Source organism: Amycolatopsis taiwanensis DSM 45107 (genome assembly GCF_000519205.1).
GTDB classification, from domain to species: domain Bacteria; phylum Actinomycetota; class Actinomycetes; order Mycobacteriales; family Pseudonocardiaceae; genus Amycolatopsis_E; species Amycolatopsis_E taiwanensis.
On the sequence record NZ_JAFB01000040.1, the window covers coordinates 1 to 16,761 of the forward strand.

Consider the following 16,761-nt stretch of genomic DNA (forward strand, 5'->3'; position numbering starts at 1 on the left):
ACTCATCCCAGAACCCCTTGCCCAGCTCTGGTTTCGATGTCATTTTGATCATAACGACGCGTCTTCGATGGTTCACTTGTATTCGCCTTCCCGACCCCCACCTGACACCGTCTCGCAGTGCCTTTTCCCTGTCGCTCACCACCACGACTCATTCACCGCAGCAACACAGGGCGGTTTGAGATCTCCGCCTGCACAGCGATCCCGAAGGGCCCACCTTCATCACAAACACAGCACCGCTCCAGTTCAGATCTCGCCTTCTACACCGAAACCCTCCCCTTTCACGTTCATGGCACACACAAGGCATCATCCCAGCCTGGCTGGCCAACGAGATCGCCAACGGCACCAACACCACCCTCCGCCGCATCATCACCGACCCCGACGACGGACAGATCATCTCCGTCGGCCGCCGCTCCTACCGCCCACCCGCCGCACTCGCCCGCCTGGCCTACGCCCGCGACCGCGAATGCCGCTCCCCCATCTGCCACCGACCAGCCCAGGTCTGCGAACTCGACCACGTCGAAGAATGGGACGCCGACGACGGCGAAACCTCCTACGACAACCTCGCCTCACTCTGCGCCAAAGACCATCACATCAAGGATCTACCTGGCTGGTCGTACACAATGGACAAGGACACCGGCGAGATCACCATCACCACCCCCACCGACCACCACTACACCAGCAAACCAGAACCACTCCACGAACCCCGCGAAAACCCACTCCCCGACGCCGACGAGTCACCACCCTTCTAGCGCCTCGTCAACGTTGGTCGTTGCGGTAATTCACCTTTGATGTGGTGGCGTTCATCCCGGTCGCCAAACATGATCGCAGGATTGGGAAGGGATGGTTGTGGCTCGACCTCCGGAGCTGTTCATGCGGCCGTTGTCGATGGCTGAGGAACAGCGGTTGCAGCGGATCAACCGCACCGCGCAAGATCGGGTGCGGTTGCGGTGGGCGGTGATCATACTGGCCTCGGCAAAGGGCTGGCCGGTGCCCGACATCCGACCCCACCTCACTGGTGCGTGTCCAAGAGAGTTCAGGTTGTGCACGTTGTGGACCCAACGTGGCACAACCCGAACTCCTCGATCGTCAGATGCGGCCACTCGAATCGTCAAGGCGCCGGGGTTCCCGCCCGGTGAGCGTGAGCAGACCGGCAGGCAAGGCGATCGCGAGGCCAAGTGCGACCATGAGCAGTGTGGCGGTCGACGGCGCGAGATGATCGAGCATGGTCAGGTGGATGAAGAAGTGCGGAACCACCCAGGTCAGGTACATGACGAGCGCGGTCCGGGTGATCCACTGTCCCATGTGGATGGTCGCGGCGCCGAGTACCACGGCGCTGGCGAGTGTCATGGCGCCGTAGTCCAGCATCAGGTGCTTGTTGTAGGCCATGCCCATGCCGACCACCTCAAGCGCGAAGAACCGCGCAGGAAGGAGCAATGCCCACAAGCCAACGACGAGTTGGGTCGCCGCGAGAAACCCAAGACCGACGCGAAGCCACCGCCGCATCACCGGCGCCGTCCGTGTGCACGGTCTCCGGTGAGGAAATCGTCGAAGGTGATCTGCCCTACCGCCCGGCTCGGGGTGAGGTGATGGCCCGCGCGATAGTCCCGGATCGCCTTGCCCGGCAAGGGAACCGCCCACACCGGCCGACGACGGCCGATCGCCCGGAGGTACCTGCGGGCCAGGTCGGCGGCCTCCCGCACCTCCGGGCCGCCGATGTCCGGCACCCGGTTCGCGGCTGGTCCTGCCGCGAACGTGACCAGTTGGTCGGCCACCTCCGTGACGTCGACCGGCTGGAAACACACCTTCGACGGCATCAACACCACCGGCAGCAGACGCTGGACCTCGCACATGTCGGTGATCAGGTCATGGAACTGGGTCGTGCGCAGGATCGTCCACGGCAACCCAGACCCCTCGACCAGCCGTTCACATGCCAGTTTCGCCCGGTAGTAGCCGAGCGCGACCTTGTCGATGCCGACGATCGACACGTACACCAGGTGCGGGCTGCCCGCCGCCTTCGCGGCCTCGATCAGGTTGCCGGTCGCGGCCACATCGCCTCGCCCGTTGGTGGTCGCCAGGTGGATGATCACGTCCGCTTCGGTGGCCGCGCCTACCAGCCCGCTGCCGGTGCGCAGATCACCCGTCACCCAGCGGTGGGCGGCAGGCTCGCGCCTCTTGCGGGTCAGCACCCGCACGTCGTGGCCCGTATCGAGCAGCCGTGGCACCAGCGCACGTCCGAGCCGCCCAGTGCCGCCGGTGACCAGAATCTGTTTCGCCATGTCTCGCTCCGTGGTGGCTGAATCTCACCTTGCACCACTAGGAACCGAATGACTCCTCGGAACGTGACAACCGGGCCAGTTGCGTGCCGACGAACCGGAGCTTGTCCGGGTCGGCGACTATCCGGATGCCGGCAATCCGGCCGCCCGCGATCTCCGGCACGAATACGCCGACCAGCGTGGATGCGGACCGAGCGACCAACGCCGGAGTGCCGTTCACCTCGCGAATGGACACTGTGAGACCTTCGGCATACCGGCTGGTGACGGTCGCCAGATACCGCGCCACCTTCTGGCCGCCGTGCACAGGCAACCGGGCGACGCCGGGCGTGTCGCCACCGTCGGCGACCGATTTGACGTCCTCGGCGAGCATCCGCTCCAGGCCGGCGAGGTCACCGCCACGCGCGGCGTCAAGAAACCGCTCGACCAGCATCCGATTCTCGGCGAGGTCGCCCGCGGATCGCAGGGGCAGGACGGTTGACAGGCGTTTCCGTGCGCGGCTGTGCAACTGCCGGCAGTTCGACTCCGAAAGCTCGACCAGTTCAGCCACCTCGCGATGGCTGTAGCCGAACGCCTCACGCAGCACAAAAACCGCCCGCTCTGCCGGGGTGAGCCGTTCGGCGAGCACCAGGAAGGCCAGCGATACCGTCTCCCGTTGCTCGGCCGTCTCCATCGGCCCCAGCGCGCTGTCGGAGGTCAGCACCGGCTCCGGCAACCACGACCCGACATAGCGTTCTCGACGAATCGGGGCCGATCCGAGCCGGTTCAGGCACAGGTTCGTGGCGACCTTGACCAGCCACGCTGAGGGCTCCTTGACCGAGCCGGGTTCGGTGCCGTGCCATCGCAGGAAGACGTCCTGAACGACATCGTCCGCGTCCGCGGCCGAACCCAGCATCCGGTACGCCAGCCCGAACAGCCGCGGCCGCTGCCGCTCGAACTCCCCGACCGGCGCGGGTCCGGAACTTCTCCCTGGGCGGTTCACGGCCGCGATTCTCGCACGACACCGCCGATGGCCATGGTCGGTCGCCCAGGATTCCGCCGTCCATGGTGGAACGTCATTGTGCTCGCCTTGACCGTCGCTCGCCGTGTCATGTTGAGGCGAATTGAATGATCGAAGTGAGGAGCCGGTCCAGCTGTGAAGGAAATTCGGGGCGGGGAGGCTCCGGACAGCCGGGGAGTTCCTCACTGTCCGGCAGAAGGCGCCGGAGGGCGTCGACGGTGTGTCGCTGGTGTACCGGGTTCTCCGGCGCTGATGGAAGCACGCTGACCGGCATGGTGAGTGTGGCGAGTTCGTTGTCGGCGAGCCCCCGCAACGTCTGCCCATCCAGCAAGGCGCGGATGTTCTGCTCCGAAGCGCCGAGGGCGGCCAGGCCGGCGCGGGTGCGCGAGTCCACGGCGCTGTCCCCGGCAGTGGCGGGCCAGGCCAGCAGCAGCCTCGCGATCCGGTCCGGGAAGGCCAGCGCGAGGCGGACGGCCGCGGAGCACCCGTTCGACCCGGCGACCACCGCGACGGGCCGCTCGGGCAGGAAGGCCGCGAGGTGCTCGACTTCGGCATCCCAGTCCGGTGGCCGGTGAAGGCGGTTGGGCGCGAGCACCGTGAAGCCGTCTCGCCGGATGCCGCCCGTGACTCCGGGCAGCGTCCAGAACAGATCTGCGTTCATGTCGTCCCACAGTCCTCCGTGGATCAGGAAGACTACGGTGTTGCGGCGGTACGTCATCAGTGCTCCCGGGAGGAGATCCAGCGACACCGGAAGTAGGCAGGGTGCGAAAAGGGTTTGCGGACGCCGGCTGCGGTCGGATAGACGTTACTCTTGCCCCCTCGCCACAAGGGTGAGGACGACAACGAGAGGAGGCATAAACCCATGATCCCCATGATCACCGCGCTTATGTCCTCCCGGGGCGCGGACCACCTCTGACCCCGGAGCGGACGGGCGCCTTCACCGGAGCGTGCCTTGACCGTGAAAACGAACGACCTGACCATGCGTCCGATCACCGGCCCCGAAGAACTCGGCCTGTTCTCCCAACTGCCCTACGTCTTGAACGGGCAATTGGCCGACGACCTTGCCGCCGGCCGCCGGCGTCCACAATGGATGTGGGTCGCCCTGCGCGATGACCGCCTGCTGGCCAGGCTCGCCTGGTGGAGTCGGCCAGGCAGGAACGCACCAGAGATCCTGGACATCGTCGACCTCGACGACAGCACTGCGGAAGCCGATCGCGTCGATACCGGAGTACAACTCCTGCGCACCGCGATGGCCGCCACCCTCCCGAATGTGTCACATCTCCCCGAGTACAGCCGTTTCGTCCCGTCGAACTGGCGTGAGAACGCGGTGACCAGGCAAGTCGTCGAGGATCGCATGACGGTGCTCCAACGGACCAGTGCCCGGCTCTTCGTCGAACGACTGCGTCTGGAATGGCGTCCGGAATCGCCGGTTCCTGAGCCCAGTGGACGCCTCGCGTTCCGGCCGGTCCACGACGCCGAGGAACTAATCGCCCTGATGGCCCTGGTGCTGGACGGGACGCTCGACGCACACAGCCGAGACGACCTCACCCGAATGTCCATCCAGGAAGCGGCCGTCAGGCAGTACGAGGACGAACTCGTACAGTACCCGAGCCCGCGAGACTGGTGGCGCATCGCAACCCTGCCCAAGGGAGGGCCGGTGGGATTCGTCATCCCGGCCCACAACGGCTACAACCCCATCATCGCCTACATCGGGGTCGTGCCCGCCCATCGCGGCAACGGCTACATAGCCGACATCCTTGCCGAGGGCACCCGTTTTCTTGCCGAGCGAGACGTCCCCCGCATCCGGGCTTCCACCGACCTCGGCAACACCCCCATGGCGAACGCCTTCCAGCGCGCTGGATACGTCAATTTCGAACGCGAGATCAACATGACCTGGAGCTGACCGGGGCGCGTCAGTGGTGGCCGGGCATGTCCATCCCAGCCATACCGCCGAACGGGGTGGTGACACCGTCGTAGCGCAGCTGCAACATCATCCCCTGATCGGCATGCGGCAGGTTGTGGCAGTGGTTCATCCAGATGCCCGGATTCGAGGCCCGGAACGCGACCTCCCAGACCTGTCCAGGGCGGACGTCGAAGGTATCGACCCAAAGTGGGCTGCCCGACACGGGTTTTCCGTCCCTGGACAGGATCAGCACGGTGTGGCCGTGCAGATGCCAGGGGTGGGTCTCGAGGCTCCGGTTGACCACGGTGAGCCGGACGATGTCGCCTTCGGTGACGAGCTGATCGGGGATCGACGGGTGCCCGCGGCCGTTGACGGTCCGCGCGTACGTCGGTGAGCCATCGACCATGGCCAACCCACGGTCGAGGACCATCGTGAAGTGCCGGTTGGCGGCGTCGGCGCGCAACGCGACGGGGGCCGGGGCACCGTAGGTCAACAGGTCGAGTTCGGACCATCCTGTCGTGTCTATTGTGGACGCTTGGCCGTCGGGTGCGCCGGCCTGAGGCCGCAACCACACGGTGGCGGCATGACCGTCGAGCTTCAGTGCCACGGATGTCTCCGGCATGACGAACACCACGTCGTAGCGACCGGCCGCGGGCAGCCGCAGTCCGGTCCGGCTGATCTCGCCGGGCTGGACGAGGTCCCGGCCGTCGACGGCGGCCACCCGGAACGGGGTGCCCGCCAGCGCGAACCAGTGCGGGTCGGAGTCGGTGTTGATCAGCCGCAGCCGGACCGCGGTTCCGGCCGGCGCAAGGTGTTCGGCGCCGCCGGTGATCGTGGCGATGCCGTCGAAGGTGTGCACGGGCAGAGTCAGATCCAGCTCTCCGGTGTCCTCGCGAGGTTTCACGACGAGAGCGCCGTAGAGCCCACGAGTTACGCCGACGTGGGACGCGTAGTGCGTGTGATACCAGTAGGTTCCCGCTTGGTCGGCGCGGAACCGGTAGACGAACTCGCCGCCGGGTGCCACGACGTCCTGGGTGAGGCCCGCCGCGCCGTCCTCTCCGCACGGTACGTCATAGCCGTGCCAGTGCAGGGTCACTCCGCCGTCGATATCGTGGTTGATCAGTTTGACCTCGACGAGATCGCCCTGGGTCGCCGTGATCGGCGGACCCGGCACCGTGCCGTCGAAGGTCCACGCGTCGATGTCGCGTCCGGATTCCAAGCGCACAGCGGCTTTCCGGGCGGTCACCACGTATTCGCGCCGGACACCGCCCGGTGCCGGTGTGTCGGGGCCTCGCAGGTCGGTCACCGATACGGCGGCACGCGAACCCGGGCCAGGGGCGGCACCGCCTCCCTCGTCGGCCACCGCCTCGGCGGCGGCCAGCGTCGAACCGGCCCCGGCACCGGCCGTACCGACCACGACCACACCGCCGGCAACACCGAGGAAACGACGGCGCGAAACGGCCGGCCGGTCCGGATCGGTGTCCCCGTTCGATGTCTTCGCGTTCGGTGCAGCGAGCACCCGCACGGTCAGCAGGACACCCGCGATCACGACCGCGATCGTGATCAGTGCGGTGCCCAGGGTAAGGGGATACCCGATGAGGAACGTCACCACAAACCCTGCCAGCGCGGCATAAGCGGCGGTGAACAGTGCGACAACGGCTGCGGCGTCGACCTTTTCCGGCCGCCCCACGCCCCGGGCTGACCCGAGCAGCCGGGGTCCGGCGATCGTGGTGGCGGTCACCGCCGCCACCACCAGCATCGGCAGCCCGAGCAGCACCTTCTCCTGGACGAACCACCAGCCACGACCGGCCAGCACCGCCACCGACGCCACCCTGGCCAACGTCAGCAGCAGCGCCACGGCCAGCAAGGCCAGGGCCGGCCTGGCACGGCGCAACAACAAGGTGACGCCTGCCGCAAACCACGCGATGACACTCAGCAGCGCGATGGCATGGTCGAGGAGGATCAAGGCAACTGTTGTCATGACGCCATTCGGTTGGGTTCGATCGGTTTCCGCGAAATCTGCCGTGATCGCCACAGGAGGAACGTCGCCAGGCCCATGATGGCCAGCCCGTTGACCGCATGCAGGCCGAAGACGAGTTGGGCGGCGGTCGAGCCGTCGCCGATCGCGCCGGCGACTTCCGTGATCACCATCTGGAGCAGCAGTAACCCGACGGTCAGGCCCCACATCCCGATGATCCGTCCGGGTAGCCGGGCGAGCGCGGCGGCGATCGTGACCACGACCGCGAGGGCGAGGATCGCGGTCCCGAGCGCGCGATGCGGTCCGAAGGACTCCTCGCGTGGCGCGTTGTCGAACGCACCGCTGGCGGCCAGGAAGAACTGCACGACGACAGCCAGCACCACCAGGCCCGACAGGACAGCAACGACTTTTTTCATGCCGAGGATCTTCGTGCCGAGGCGGTGTCCTGCGCCTCCTACGAGGGGTGACACCTCGAGTACTTTTTTCGCAGTACGAAAACCGTGCTCGGTTACCTCGGTCGGTGTAGTCGAGCAAGCGTCCGGGTGCCATCGCGAGCCGCCACGCTCCGTACGCTGGGCGATGTCCTCCTCTAGGGTGATCAAGGCGACTGTCGTCATGACGCCGCTCGGCTCGGTTCGGCCGATTGTTCGGCTGGTTTCCACGAAATCTTTCGCGATCGCCGCATGACCTCTTCGACCGCGCCCATGATGAGCAACCCGTTGACCGCGTGCAGGCCGAAGATGAGCTGGGCGACGGTCGAACCGTCGCCGATCGCTCCGGCGACTTCCTTGATCACTACCTGCAGCAGTACCAACCCGACGGCCAGGCCCGCCATCCCGATGACCCGTCCCGGCATCCGGGCGAGCGCGGCGGCGATCGTGACCACGAACGCGAGGGCGAGGATCGAGTACCCGAGTGCCCGATGCGGCCCGAAGCCTTCCTCGCGTGGCGCATTGTTGAAGGCACCGAAAGCGGCCAGGAAGAACTGTGCGACGACGGCCAGCAGCAGCAATGCTGCCAGAACAGTGACAACTTTTCTCATACCGACGATCTTCACGCTGGGGCGGCGTTCTCCGCTTCCGACGACGGGTGACACCGACTACGTTTGTGCGAGTAAGAAAACTGCGCTCGGCTACGTCGACCGGCGTAGCCGAGCACGCGTCCGAGCGCAGGTGTGGGCTCCCGCGAATCCCGTACGATCACGGCATGGACCTGCGGGCGTTGTCACGACAGCTGTCCGCCGGGTTCTTGCGCCGGCGGACGTGGTTCTCGGATGTCCTGCTGGCGCTTTTCGTTACCGTGGTTCAGATCCAGAGCGTCGCGGACTACGCGGCCGTTCTCCCCGAGCCGGCGGCCAGGCCGGTCTCGGACGCCGGATCGGTGGGTTACGCCCTGTTGATCGTCAGTGGCCTGGCCGTCGCCGCCCGCCGCCGGTGGCCCGTCGCGGTGTTGACGATCACGGCGGTGGCCAGCCTGATCTACTTCGATCTCGGCCTGCCCCAACGGCTTTCCTGTCTCGGTCTGTTCGTCGCCATGTACACCGTCGCCGCCTACGGCGACGGGCGCCGGTCGCTGCTGATCGCCAGTGCAGGCACCACGGTGCTCGCCGTTGGCTGGCTGCTCGCCGGGGCGGACATCACGCCGAGCGTGGCCATCGGCTGGATACTCCTCCGGATCGGCGCGACGGCGATCTGCGCGACGCTCGGCGAGTCCGTCCGAAGCCGCCGGGTCATCGCGGCCGATGCGCAGGAGCGGGCGGAACTGGCGGAGCGTTCCCGCGAAGAGGAGGCCAGGGCACGGGTCGACGCCGAACGGCTGCGCATCGCCCGCGAAGTCCATGACACCGTGGCTCACGCCATCGCGATCATCAACGTGCAATCCGGGGTCACCGCACACGTGCTCGACAAGCGACCGGAACAGGCCCGCGAAGCGCTGCACACCATCGAGCAGACCAGTTCACGGGCGCTACGCGAGATGCGCGCCATCCTCGGTGTCCTGCGCGACGGCGACGACCGTGAACCCTACCCCGGTCTCGACCAGATCCACGAACTCGCCGGCAAGGCTCGCGATGCCGGGCTCGACATCGTCATCGAGGAGACCTCGCCGGTCACCGCGCTGCCCAGCGCGGTAGGCAGCGCCGTGTACCGCATCGTGCAGGAATCGATCACCAACGTGATCCGCCACGTCGGCCCGACCCGGGTGACGGTGGCGCTCGAACCCGCCATCGATGCCTTGCGGATACGAGTGACCGACGAAGGCCGCCGCGACCCTTCGCACGTCCCGGCTCGCACCGGCGCCTCGCCCACAACCGGCCGCGGGATCGTCGGCATGCGCGAACGCTGCCAACTGCTCGGCGGCGAACTCGACGCGAAATCACGTCCCGGTGGCGGGTTCGAGGTCACTGCCCGCCTGCCACTCGATCCGGTTGGAGCGTCCCGGTGAACCCCACGCCGCCGATCAAAGTGCTCCTCGCCGACGACGAACGTCTGGTCCGCTCCGGTTTCAAGGTCCTGCTCGACCTGGAAGACGACATCACGGTGGTCGGTGAGGCCACCAATGGCGCGGAAGCCATCGAACTGATCCACGCCACCCGTCCCGACGTCGTCCTCATGGACATCCGCATGCCGCGGCTGGATGGGATACGCGCTACCGGCCAGATCGCCGGGACCAAAGGCCTGGAGCAGGTCAAGGTCCTCATCCTCACCACCTACGACACCGACGAGAACGTCTTCGAAGCCCTGGAAGCGGGCGCGAGTGGGTTCCTGCTCAAGGACGCGGGCCCCGCCGAACTCCTGCATGCCATCCGGGTGATCGCCGCCGGCGACGCTCTGCTCGCACCTCGGGTCACGCGCCGCCTCATCAGCCAGTTCACCGCGCAGCGCAGGGTTACGAAGTCCGGCGAGGACCGGCTCGCGGTGCTGACCGACCGCGAGCGCGAAGTGCTCGCATTGGTCGGGCAGGGCATGAGCAACGACGAGATCGGTGCCGCGTTGTGTCTCAGTCCGGCCACCGCACGCACGCATGTCAGCCGCATGATGGGAAAACTGGGGGCACGCGACCGCGCACAACTGGTCGCAATCGCCTATCAAACCGGTCTGAGCCATTTCACCGATTAGTTTCGATGACCCTTCTCTGACTGGCACGCACGCACCTCGCGGACGAGATGCTCGATGGCGTTCAGCGCTTCCTCGGGCACGTCCAGTCGATAGTGGCGCTGCGCCCCGTCTCGAGTGACGGCTAACAGGTGGGCGTCAAGCAGAATGCGCAGGTGCCGGGACACTGTGGACTGCGGTATCGCAAGCGTCGCTTGAAGTTCGCCGACAGTAGCCGGCCCATTCTTGTCCAAAAGGGTCTCGATGATCCGCACGCGAACGGGCTCACCCAGGGCACGGAACACCGGGAGCGCCGACAGGAGCGCGTCTCGCATCATCACTGTTCTCCGTTCCGGGTGAGTTCTACCCGCAGACTGTCGAGTTCGGACACGGAGAGCTTGTTCTCCTGTCCGAGGCGGATCCAGTCGTCCAGCATCTGAACGGTCTGCGGCGTGTGACTGCCGAAGTGTGCGGACAGATACCTCGGCAAGTTCATCGGTGCCAGCTGCGGAAGCATTGCTAGGACGGCGCGAATCGTTCGTGCCGGCAACGGCTTTGGCGGGGCTTCGCGAAACTCGGCGGCCACGGCCGCGTTGGCCTCTGCCGCTACTGCCGCCATCCTCTGGACTTGCGACCTCGTCGGTGAGGTGTCGAAGCCACAGAGCTGCCATACCGCGACGATCGGCATCATGGTGGCGGCCGACCGGAGAGGCTTCGAAAGTGTTGCCGTTCGGGCCAATTTGGCCGATGCCGGCAACGACCGCAACATCTCTTTCGCCGGTCCGGCGGTGGTGAACCGGTGCCGGCCAGGGCACCACCATGCGACCTGTTCGCCCTTCTCCGCGAGGAACTCGGGAACGATCAGGCCCCATGGCCGTGCGCCGGCCAGCTCACGGAGGACGTCGACCTCCGAGGGGACCTGTGTCACCGACGCGATGGCTGAAGACGGTCCCGCAAGCAACGCCTGGACCGAAGGCTCGCCAAGTGGCGCGGTACTGATCACCACGTCCCAGTGCCGGCTGTCGTCGTCGATCGCCACAGCCCCCACACGCCTCGTCCGCGGCAGCGCCGACGGCCGCCCGAATCTCAGCCGCGCTGTCTGCAACAGCAGGTGATCCGCGGTTCGCCGACGAACCGCCACGGTCAGATCATGCTCTGCCGCCAGCGACGTCGCCAGGACCTGGGCAACCGGGCCACGTCCCACAATGAGTACCCGCACGCCATCACTATATCCGGATATGCGGATCACCGCCGCTCCCTGGGCTTCAGTCGTAGAGCATCGCCATGGTCCGTGCCGATGCGGCGATGCGCTCCCGAAGCTCCGACGGTGCGAGCACCTCCACCTCCGGGCCCAGCCGCAGCAGCTCCGCCTCCGCGTGGTCGAGGCTCTCGATGGGGATGACCGCCCGGCGCCAGCCGCCGGGCTCCGGCTTTCCCTGGTTCACGCCATCGAGCACCGCCTGCGCCGCGACGTCCTGGAGGCGGGCGATGCCGACCGGTGAGATGCGTATCTCCGCTTCGCCCTGCCACAGCCGCTCCTGCAACCGCGCCGTATGAGCCTGCCAGTGACGAGCCAGGTCGAAACGGACCGGTGGGTCGAACAAATCTTCCAGCGGCTCCAGATCAAGGATCTGCCCGATCCGGTAGGTGCGCAGGTCGTCGCCGGCACGGGCAACGGTGTACCAGCGTCCGGTCTTGAGCACGATCCCGTAGGGCTCCAGGCGCCGGTCAACCACCCGCGGGGTACGCCACCGGCGGTAACGCACGCGGATGGCCCGTCGCTCCCACACCGCGGCCGCCACCGCCGGAAGGTGCGGCACCTCGTCCGCCTGCCGGTACCAGCCCGGGGCGTCGAGGTGGAAGCACTCCCGGATCCGCCGGACCTGGTCCTGCAGCGCGGCCGGCAGGGCCGCCTCGAGCTTGAGCTCGGCCGCGGCCAGGGCCGAGCCCATCCCCAGCTCGGCCGCCGGCCCGGGGAGACCGGCCAGGAACAGGGTCTGCGCCTCGGCCGCGGTCAGCCCGGTCAGCCGCGTGCGGTAGCCGTCGATCAGGGCGTAGCCGCCCGCGTGCCCCGCCTCGCCGTAGACCGGCACGCCCGCCGCGATCAGCGCCTGCACGTCCCGGTAGACCGTACGCACCGACACTTCGAGCGCCACCGCCAACTCATCGGCGGTCATCCGGCCGCGGTTTTGCAGCAGGAGCAGAAGCGAGAGGAGCCGGCCGGCGCGCATGGCCGGAAATCTACGGCCGGTCCACTGACACGAGATGTCAGGGGATCGGCCATAGCGTCTGCGACATGACGAACAACGACTTCGCGTTCTTCACCGACACCTACGACGTCGCCAACCGCTGGCGCAAGGACTTCCTCGACCCGACGGAGGGTGACGACCGTTGGGAGGAGTTCCCCGGCATCACCCGCGCCTCCTGCCACTTCGACGGCGGCGCCAGCTTCGACGAGATCGAGTTCCCGACCAAGGGCTTCTCCGGGCTGACTCTGCGGCTGTTCAACCCGGAGACGGCACAGTGGTCGCTGTACTGGGCCAGCAAGCGCACCGGCACCCTCTTCCCACCCGTCACCGGCAGCTTCGGTGCGGACGGCACCGGCGTCTTCCACGGGGACGACGAACACGACGGCCGGAAGGTCAAGGCGCGCTTCATCTGGTCCGGCATCACCACCGACCGCGCCCACTGGGAGCAGGCGTTCTCCCTCGACGACGGGCGGACCTGGATCACCAACTGGCACATGGACTTCACCCGGCACAGGGCCACCGACGGCGTCGCGTAACGGCGGCTGCCGCGTCTTCGGGACCTCCTCACCGGTGGTCACCGCCTGGGCAGCCGGCCCGACTCCTGAGCGCCACGGTCAGCGATCCCCGCCAACCGTGGCGCTCAGTCACACCGGGAGCACCTCGGCGGGGAGGCGGTAGACCGAGACGTGGGACCTTGACTCGGCGGTGAACTCGGTGCCGGTCCAGTCCGCGTGCCTGGTCTCGAGTTCGAACCCGGCCAGCTGAGCCATGAGGTCGAGCTCGGCCGGCCAGATGTAGCGGTGCGGGCTGCGGACCAACCGAGCCTGCCTGCTCTCGCCGAACGTGAAGTGGTGAGACACGAGGTGCTGGCGCACTACGTCGTAAGTGTCCAAACCGATGTAACCGGGCTGGACCCGGAAGACCGTGGCATCCTGCCCCGGCGGGAGCCGGCGCAGCTCTGGCACCTCGAGTTCGATCACGAACCGGCCACCGGGGGTCAGGTGGCGGGCGGCATTGCGAAAACAGTCGACCTGCTCGGCTTGCGTGAGCAGGTTCGAGATTGTGTTGTAGACCAGGTAAACGAGCGAGTAGCTGCCGGGGGCGATGGCCGTCGCCATGTCCCCGACGACCACCGGGATCGACGTTTCGTCCGCCTTCGTCCGCAGCTGATCGATCATCGGACGGGACAGTTCGATGCCGGTGACGTGCACTCCTCGCTCGGCGAGCGGGACGGCCACACGTCCGGTGCCGATGGCGAACTCGAGCGCCCTTCCGTCGCCGGCTAGTTCGGCAAGGCGGTCCACGGCCGGCTCCAAAACCTCAGGCGCGAACATTCCGCTTCCCGGTGTGTCATAGCGTTGGGCCGCGTCGACGTCCCAGATCTCCTCCTGCCGCATGCCCGGGACAATCGTCCTCGGTGTTGGTGTTGTCCACTGAATTTGGCACGGCGTCTCTCATTACCAGCTGCTTGAGGTTGGGGACACGCCCTTGCGGGAGGACATTCCTGGCGCGGCGAGGGCGGCGAGCAGGCCGATGACAACCACTGCAAGCCAGGCGTGCCCGAAGTCTTCGGCGAATCCACCGAGGACGACGATGAGCACGCTGATCCCCAGCACCATGCCGATCTGCCTGGTCATGTTCACGATCGCGCTGCCGGTCGCCGACCGTGTGGGAGGCAGGTGCGCGGTGGCGGAGGACAGGATCGTCGGCATCGCGAGGCCGACGCCGATGCCGGCGATCAGCCAGCCGGGCAGCACGCCCGTCACATAGTGCGGTTGACGGTCGGCGGACAGTCCGATCACCGCGATCCCGAGCGCCCACAACGCGCTCCCGACGGCCGCGAGCGCTCCGGCACGGACTCGTTTCGCCACTGCCTGCCCGCCGAGAGCGAAGATCGGCACCATCAGCGGTCCGGGCGCGATGGCCAGGCCGGTCTGGATCGCCGAATACGACCAGACGTTCTGCAGCCAGAGGATCACCGCCAGCAGGCCCGCCGCGAAGCTCGCGTTGAACAGCAGTGCGGCGACGTTCGACCACGTGAAGCTGTGTACTCGGAACAATGCGGGTTCGATCAACGGTGTGCGATGGCGGGCGTTGTTGATCGCGAAACCGATCAGCGCCACCACCGCGACGGCGAAACTCGCCAGAATCCCTGCGCTGGACCAGCCCCAGGCACGGCCCTGCACCAGCCCCAGCGCGAGCGCACCGATCCCTACAGTCAGCAGGGCGACGCCGGTGGGGTCCAGTGGCGAGTTTCCCTGTCCCGGCTGCGGATCGTCGATCACCCGCAGGGCGAGCACGAGCAGCACGATGCCGACCGGGACGTTGATGACGAAGATCCACCGCCACGACAGTTCGGCCAGCAGCCCGCCGACGACCGGGCCGAAGGCGGAGGCGAGCGCACCGACGGCGGCCCACACCCGCACGGCGCCGGCGCGCTTGTCCGGCGGGACCGCGTGAATGAGCAGGCCGAGGCTGGCCGGGGTGAGTGCGGCGGCCCCGAGCGCCTGGCACAGGCGCAGCACGACCAGCGTCCACGGATCCGGGCTCGCCGCCGCGGCAAGGCTGGCGAGGGTGAACAGGCCGAGCCCGAGGAGGAACACGCGTTTGCGGCCGACCTTGTCCGCCCAGCGGCCGATCGGGATCAGCGCGGCCGCGTAGATGATCGCGTATCCGTTGAGGATCCAGCTCAGGTCCGCGAGTGAATGCCCCGGAAAGCTAGTGGCGATGTCACCGAAGGCGACGTTGACCACGAACAGATCCAGACCGGCCAGAAACGGTGCGCCGCCAAGGATCATCAGGAGGAGACCCGGGCGTGCGCGACGGGCCCGGGCCGTCTGACTATCGATCACCATAGTCAGCAAGCTAGCGAGCTGGCTATGGATTTTGCAAGTCAGATAAGCTGTGACACATGGCGATGAAGCTGGAGGGAGTCCTCGCGGACCGGCGACAGTGGAAGGCCACGCGCTGCTCGATCGGCAAGGCCATGGAGGTCGTCGGCACGCGGTCAGCGATGCTGCTGCTGCGCGAAGCCTTTTACGGCACAACGCGCTTCGACGACTTCGCCGAACGAGTCGGCATCACCGAAGCGGTCGCCGCCGGGCGGCTCAAGGAACTGGTCGCGATCGGCATCTTCGACAAGCAGCCGTACCGGGAGCCCGGCCAGCGCACCCGCTACGAGTACGTGCTGACTCCGATGGGGCGCGACCTGCTGCCGGCGGTGATCGCCCTGATGCAGTGGGGCGACAAACACCTGCAGGACGACGGTGGGCCGCTCCGGGTCGTCGAGGACGACACCGGATCCGGAGTGCGCGTGGTGATCCAAAGCGAAGCCGGTAACGAGGTCGAACTCGACAACCTGCGGGTAAGAGTCAACCACTGAGCCACTTCTGGCCTGACCCACCTCGCCGACGCCTACCTCACCGTCCTGTTCGACGGCCTGCGCCCGTGCGACGAGGTCACATGACGATCCCGTGATCGCGGATGACGTCCCAGATGTCCACCGGCAGGTCGGTCAGCACGAACACGTCGTCCACCGCCAAGAACTTGGCGCCCGCACGGGCCTCGACGATCATTCGAGCGGCGGCGAGGTCGATGCCACAGACCTTCGCGATCGCCTTGGCGGGAGCGTTATTGAGGTCGACCAGCCCGCCATCGTCGTAGCGGTGCGGCAAATCCGGACGCCCGATGCGCAGTTCTCGCGCCATCAGCGGGTCGCTCGCGGCCAGTTCGCGAGCCTGCTGCCGCCGCTCGCGGGCCAAGCGGACCCGGGTAACAGCACGGTCCTCGACGGTCGCCGGTTCTGCCGCGGGTTCTTTCGCGCGTTTTGCGAATGGCCCCGGCACTGTCGCCGCCAACTGCATCCGGCGCAGGTACCGCTGCTGCAACGAGCCCGCCGTCGCCATCGCGATCATCAGCAGGAGGCCGACACCCGACCGAAGGTCCGCTGCGGGTGCCGCGTCGTCCGCGGGCAGAACAACCAGGACCGCGACCATCCCGACGCAGTAGGTCACTGCCCACAGATAAACACTCGGGCGTGACAGGCGTACGGCCGCGTGAATGAACGGGATCCAGCTCAACAACCCGAGTGACCCAATCGACAGCGGCATATACCACCATCCGGTGGACCAGGTGCCGGGAAAAGGTCCGATCACGAGGCGATCCCTTCGACCATGACGTCGCGTCCCATTGTCCACACTTTTACCGATTCGCACCACGTTCCGCTTTTCCCGACCGGCAGCACGCAGCAAGTTCGGTCATCGGGGTCGC

The 16,761-nt window shown here is 67.1% G+C and carries 19 protein-coding genes and 1 pseudogene; 7 read left to right on the forward strand and 13 right to left on the reverse strand.

What is annotated here, in order from left to right; all coding sequences use genetic code 11:
* Positions 1-476: 476 nt before the first annotated feature.
* Positions 477-584 (forward strand): annotated as a pseudogene (locus A3CU_RS55790) (HNH endonuclease); the annotation flags it as partial.
* Between the two features lie 36 nt (positions 585-620).
* A complete protein-coding gene (locus A3CU_RS55220; protein WP_281174154.1) occupies positions 621-749 on the forward strand; it encodes a hypothetical protein in 129 nt (42 codons plus the stop codon).
* A 337-nt stretch (positions 750-1,086) separates the two neighbouring features.
* On the opposite strand, the gene A3CU_RS0128210 is transcribed toward A3CU_RS55220, so the two are convergent.
* The 4 genes from A3CU_RS0128210 to A3CU_RS0128225 all read right to left on the reverse strand — a co-directional run bounded on the left by A3CU_RS0128210 (position 1,087) and on the right by A3CU_RS0128225 (position 3,988).
* Positions 1,087-1,392 (reverse strand): hypothetical protein, encoded by a 306-nt coding sequence (locus A3CU_RS0128210; protein WP_211246531.1) that lies wholly within the window; start codon positions 1,390-1,392, stop codon positions 1,087-1,089.
* Positions 1,393-1,502: 110 nt separating this feature from the next.
* Positions 1,503-2,276, reverse strand: a complete 774-nt coding sequence (locus A3CU_RS0128215) for an SDR family oxidoreductase (RefSeq protein ID WP_027945116.1) — start codon at positions 2,274-2,276, stop codon at positions 1,503-1,505.
* A 37-nt stretch (positions 2,277-2,313) separates the two neighbouring features.
* Positions 2,314-3,252 (reverse strand): RNA polymerase sigma-70 factor, encoded by a 939-nt coding sequence (locus A3CU_RS0128220; protein WP_027945117.1) that lies wholly within the window; start codon positions 3,250-3,252, stop codon positions 2,314-2,316.
* A 106-nt stretch (positions 3,253-3,358) separates the two neighbouring features.
* Positions 3,359-3,988 (reverse strand): alpha/beta fold hydrolase, encoded by a 630-nt coding sequence (locus A3CU_RS0128225; protein WP_043842823.1) that lies wholly within the window; start codon positions 3,986-3,988, stop codon positions 3,359-3,361.
* Between the two features lie 240 nt (positions 3,989-4,228).
* Between A3CU_RS0128225 and A3CU_RS0128230 the strand changes: the two genes are divergently transcribed.
* Positions 4,229-5,173, forward strand: coding sequence for a GNAT family N-acetyltransferase (locus A3CU_RS0128230; protein WP_027945119.1), 945 nt, complete (start codon positions 4,229-4,231; stop codon positions 5,171-5,173).
* A gap of 10 nt (positions 5,174-5,183) precedes the next feature.
* Here A3CU_RS0128230 and A3CU_RS47015 read toward each other — a convergent pair whose 3' ends face one another.
* From A3CU_RS47015 to A3CU_RS47025, 3 genes are all read right to left on the reverse strand, one after another.
* Entirely contained in the window at positions 5,184-7,154 is a 1,971-nt protein-coding gene (locus tag A3CU_RS47015; protein ID WP_043842826.1) for a multicopper oxidase family protein, read from the reverse strand.
* Entirely contained in the window at positions 7,151-7,567 is a 417-nt protein-coding gene (locus A3CU_RS47020; RefSeq protein WP_043842828.1) for a DUF6220 domain-containing protein, read from the reverse strand. The genes A3CU_RS47015 and A3CU_RS47020 overlap by 4 nt, the downstream gene beginning before the upstream one ends.
* A 197-nt stretch (positions 7,568-7,764) precedes the next feature.
* Entirely contained in the window at positions 7,765-8,193 is a 429-nt protein-coding gene (locus tag A3CU_RS47025; RefSeq protein ID WP_052372336.1) for a DUF6220 domain-containing protein, read from the reverse strand.
* Positions 8,194-8,357: 164 nt separating this feature from the next.
* On the opposite strand from A3CU_RS47025, the gene A3CU_RS0128250 reads away from it, so the two are divergent.
* Positions 8,358-9,593 carry a sensor histidine kinase gene (locus A3CU_RS0128250; protein ID WP_084143873.1) on the forward strand — a complete coding sequence of 412 codons (1,236 nt, stop codon included), beginning with the start codon at positions 8,358-8,360 and terminating at the stop codon, positions 9,591-9,593.
* Positions 9,590-10,267 (forward strand): response regulator transcription factor, encoded by a 678-nt coding sequence (locus A3CU_RS0128255; RefSeq protein ID WP_027945121.1) that lies wholly within the window; start codon positions 9,590-9,592, stop codon positions 10,265-10,267. The genes A3CU_RS0128250 and A3CU_RS0128255 overlap by 4 nt, the downstream gene beginning before the upstream one ends.
* Here the strand turns inward: A3CU_RS0128255 and A3CU_RS0128260 are convergent.
* Genes A3CU_RS0128260 through A3CU_RS0128270 form a run of 3 tightly spaced genes read right to left on the reverse strand, consistent with a single transcriptional unit; the run spans position 10,264 to position 12,474 of the window.
* A complete protein-coding gene (locus A3CU_RS0128260) occupies positions 10,264-10,581 on the reverse strand; it encodes an ArsR/SmtB family transcription factor (protein WP_027945122.1) in 318 nt (105 codons plus the stop codon). The genes A3CU_RS0128255 and A3CU_RS0128260 overlap by 4 nt on opposite strands.
* On the reverse strand, positions 10,581-11,492 hold the full coding sequence (locus tag A3CU_RS0128265; protein ID WP_156960591.1) for a hypothetical protein: 912 nt from the start codon (positions 11,490-11,492) through the stop codon (positions 10,581-10,583). Before A3CU_RS0128265 ends, A3CU_RS0128260 begins: the two co-directional genes overlap by 1 nt.
* Positions 11,493-11,508: 16 nt before the next feature.
* Positions 11,509-12,474, reverse strand: coding sequence for a helix-turn-helix transcriptional regulator (locus A3CU_RS0128270; protein ID WP_027945124.1), 966 nt, complete (start codon positions 12,472-12,474; stop codon positions 11,509-11,511).
* Between the two features lie 65 nt (positions 12,475-12,539).
* On the opposite strand from A3CU_RS0128270, the gene A3CU_RS0128275 reads away from it, so the two are divergent.
* On the forward strand, positions 12,540-13,028 hold the full coding sequence (locus A3CU_RS0128275; RefSeq protein ID WP_027945125.1) for a hypothetical protein: 489 nt from the start codon (positions 12,540-12,542) through the stop codon (positions 13,026-13,028).
* Between the two features lie 108 nt (positions 13,029-13,136).
* On the opposite strand, the gene A3CU_RS0128280 is transcribed toward A3CU_RS0128275, so the two are convergent.
* Entirely contained in the window at positions 13,137-13,889 is a 753-nt protein-coding gene (locus A3CU_RS0128280; RefSeq protein ID WP_027945126.1) for a class I SAM-dependent DNA methyltransferase, read from the reverse strand.
* A gap of 60 nt (positions 13,890-13,949) precedes the next feature.
* Entirely contained in the window at positions 13,950-15,347 is a 1,398-nt protein-coding gene (locus A3CU_RS0128285; RefSeq protein WP_043842831.1) for a DHA2 family efflux MFS transporter permease subunit, read from the reverse strand.
* 56 nt (positions 15,348-15,403) lie between these two features.
* Here A3CU_RS0128285 and A3CU_RS0128290 point away from each other — a divergent pair, with 56 nt between their 5' ends.
* Positions 15,404-15,874, forward strand: a complete 471-nt coding sequence (locus tag A3CU_RS0128290) for a winged helix-turn-helix transcriptional regulator (protein ID WP_027945128.1) — start codon at positions 15,404-15,406, stop codon at positions 15,872-15,874.
* A 76-nt stretch (positions 15,875-15,950) separates the two neighbouring features.
* Here the strand turns inward: A3CU_RS0128290 and A3CU_RS47030 are convergent, their stop codons facing one another.
* Positions 15,951-16,742 (reverse strand): ComEA family DNA-binding protein, encoded by a 792-nt coding sequence (locus A3CU_RS47030; protein ID WP_245617379.1) that lies wholly within the window; start codon positions 16,740-16,742, stop codon positions 15,951-15,953.
* Positions 16,743-16,761 lie beyond the last annotated feature (19 nt).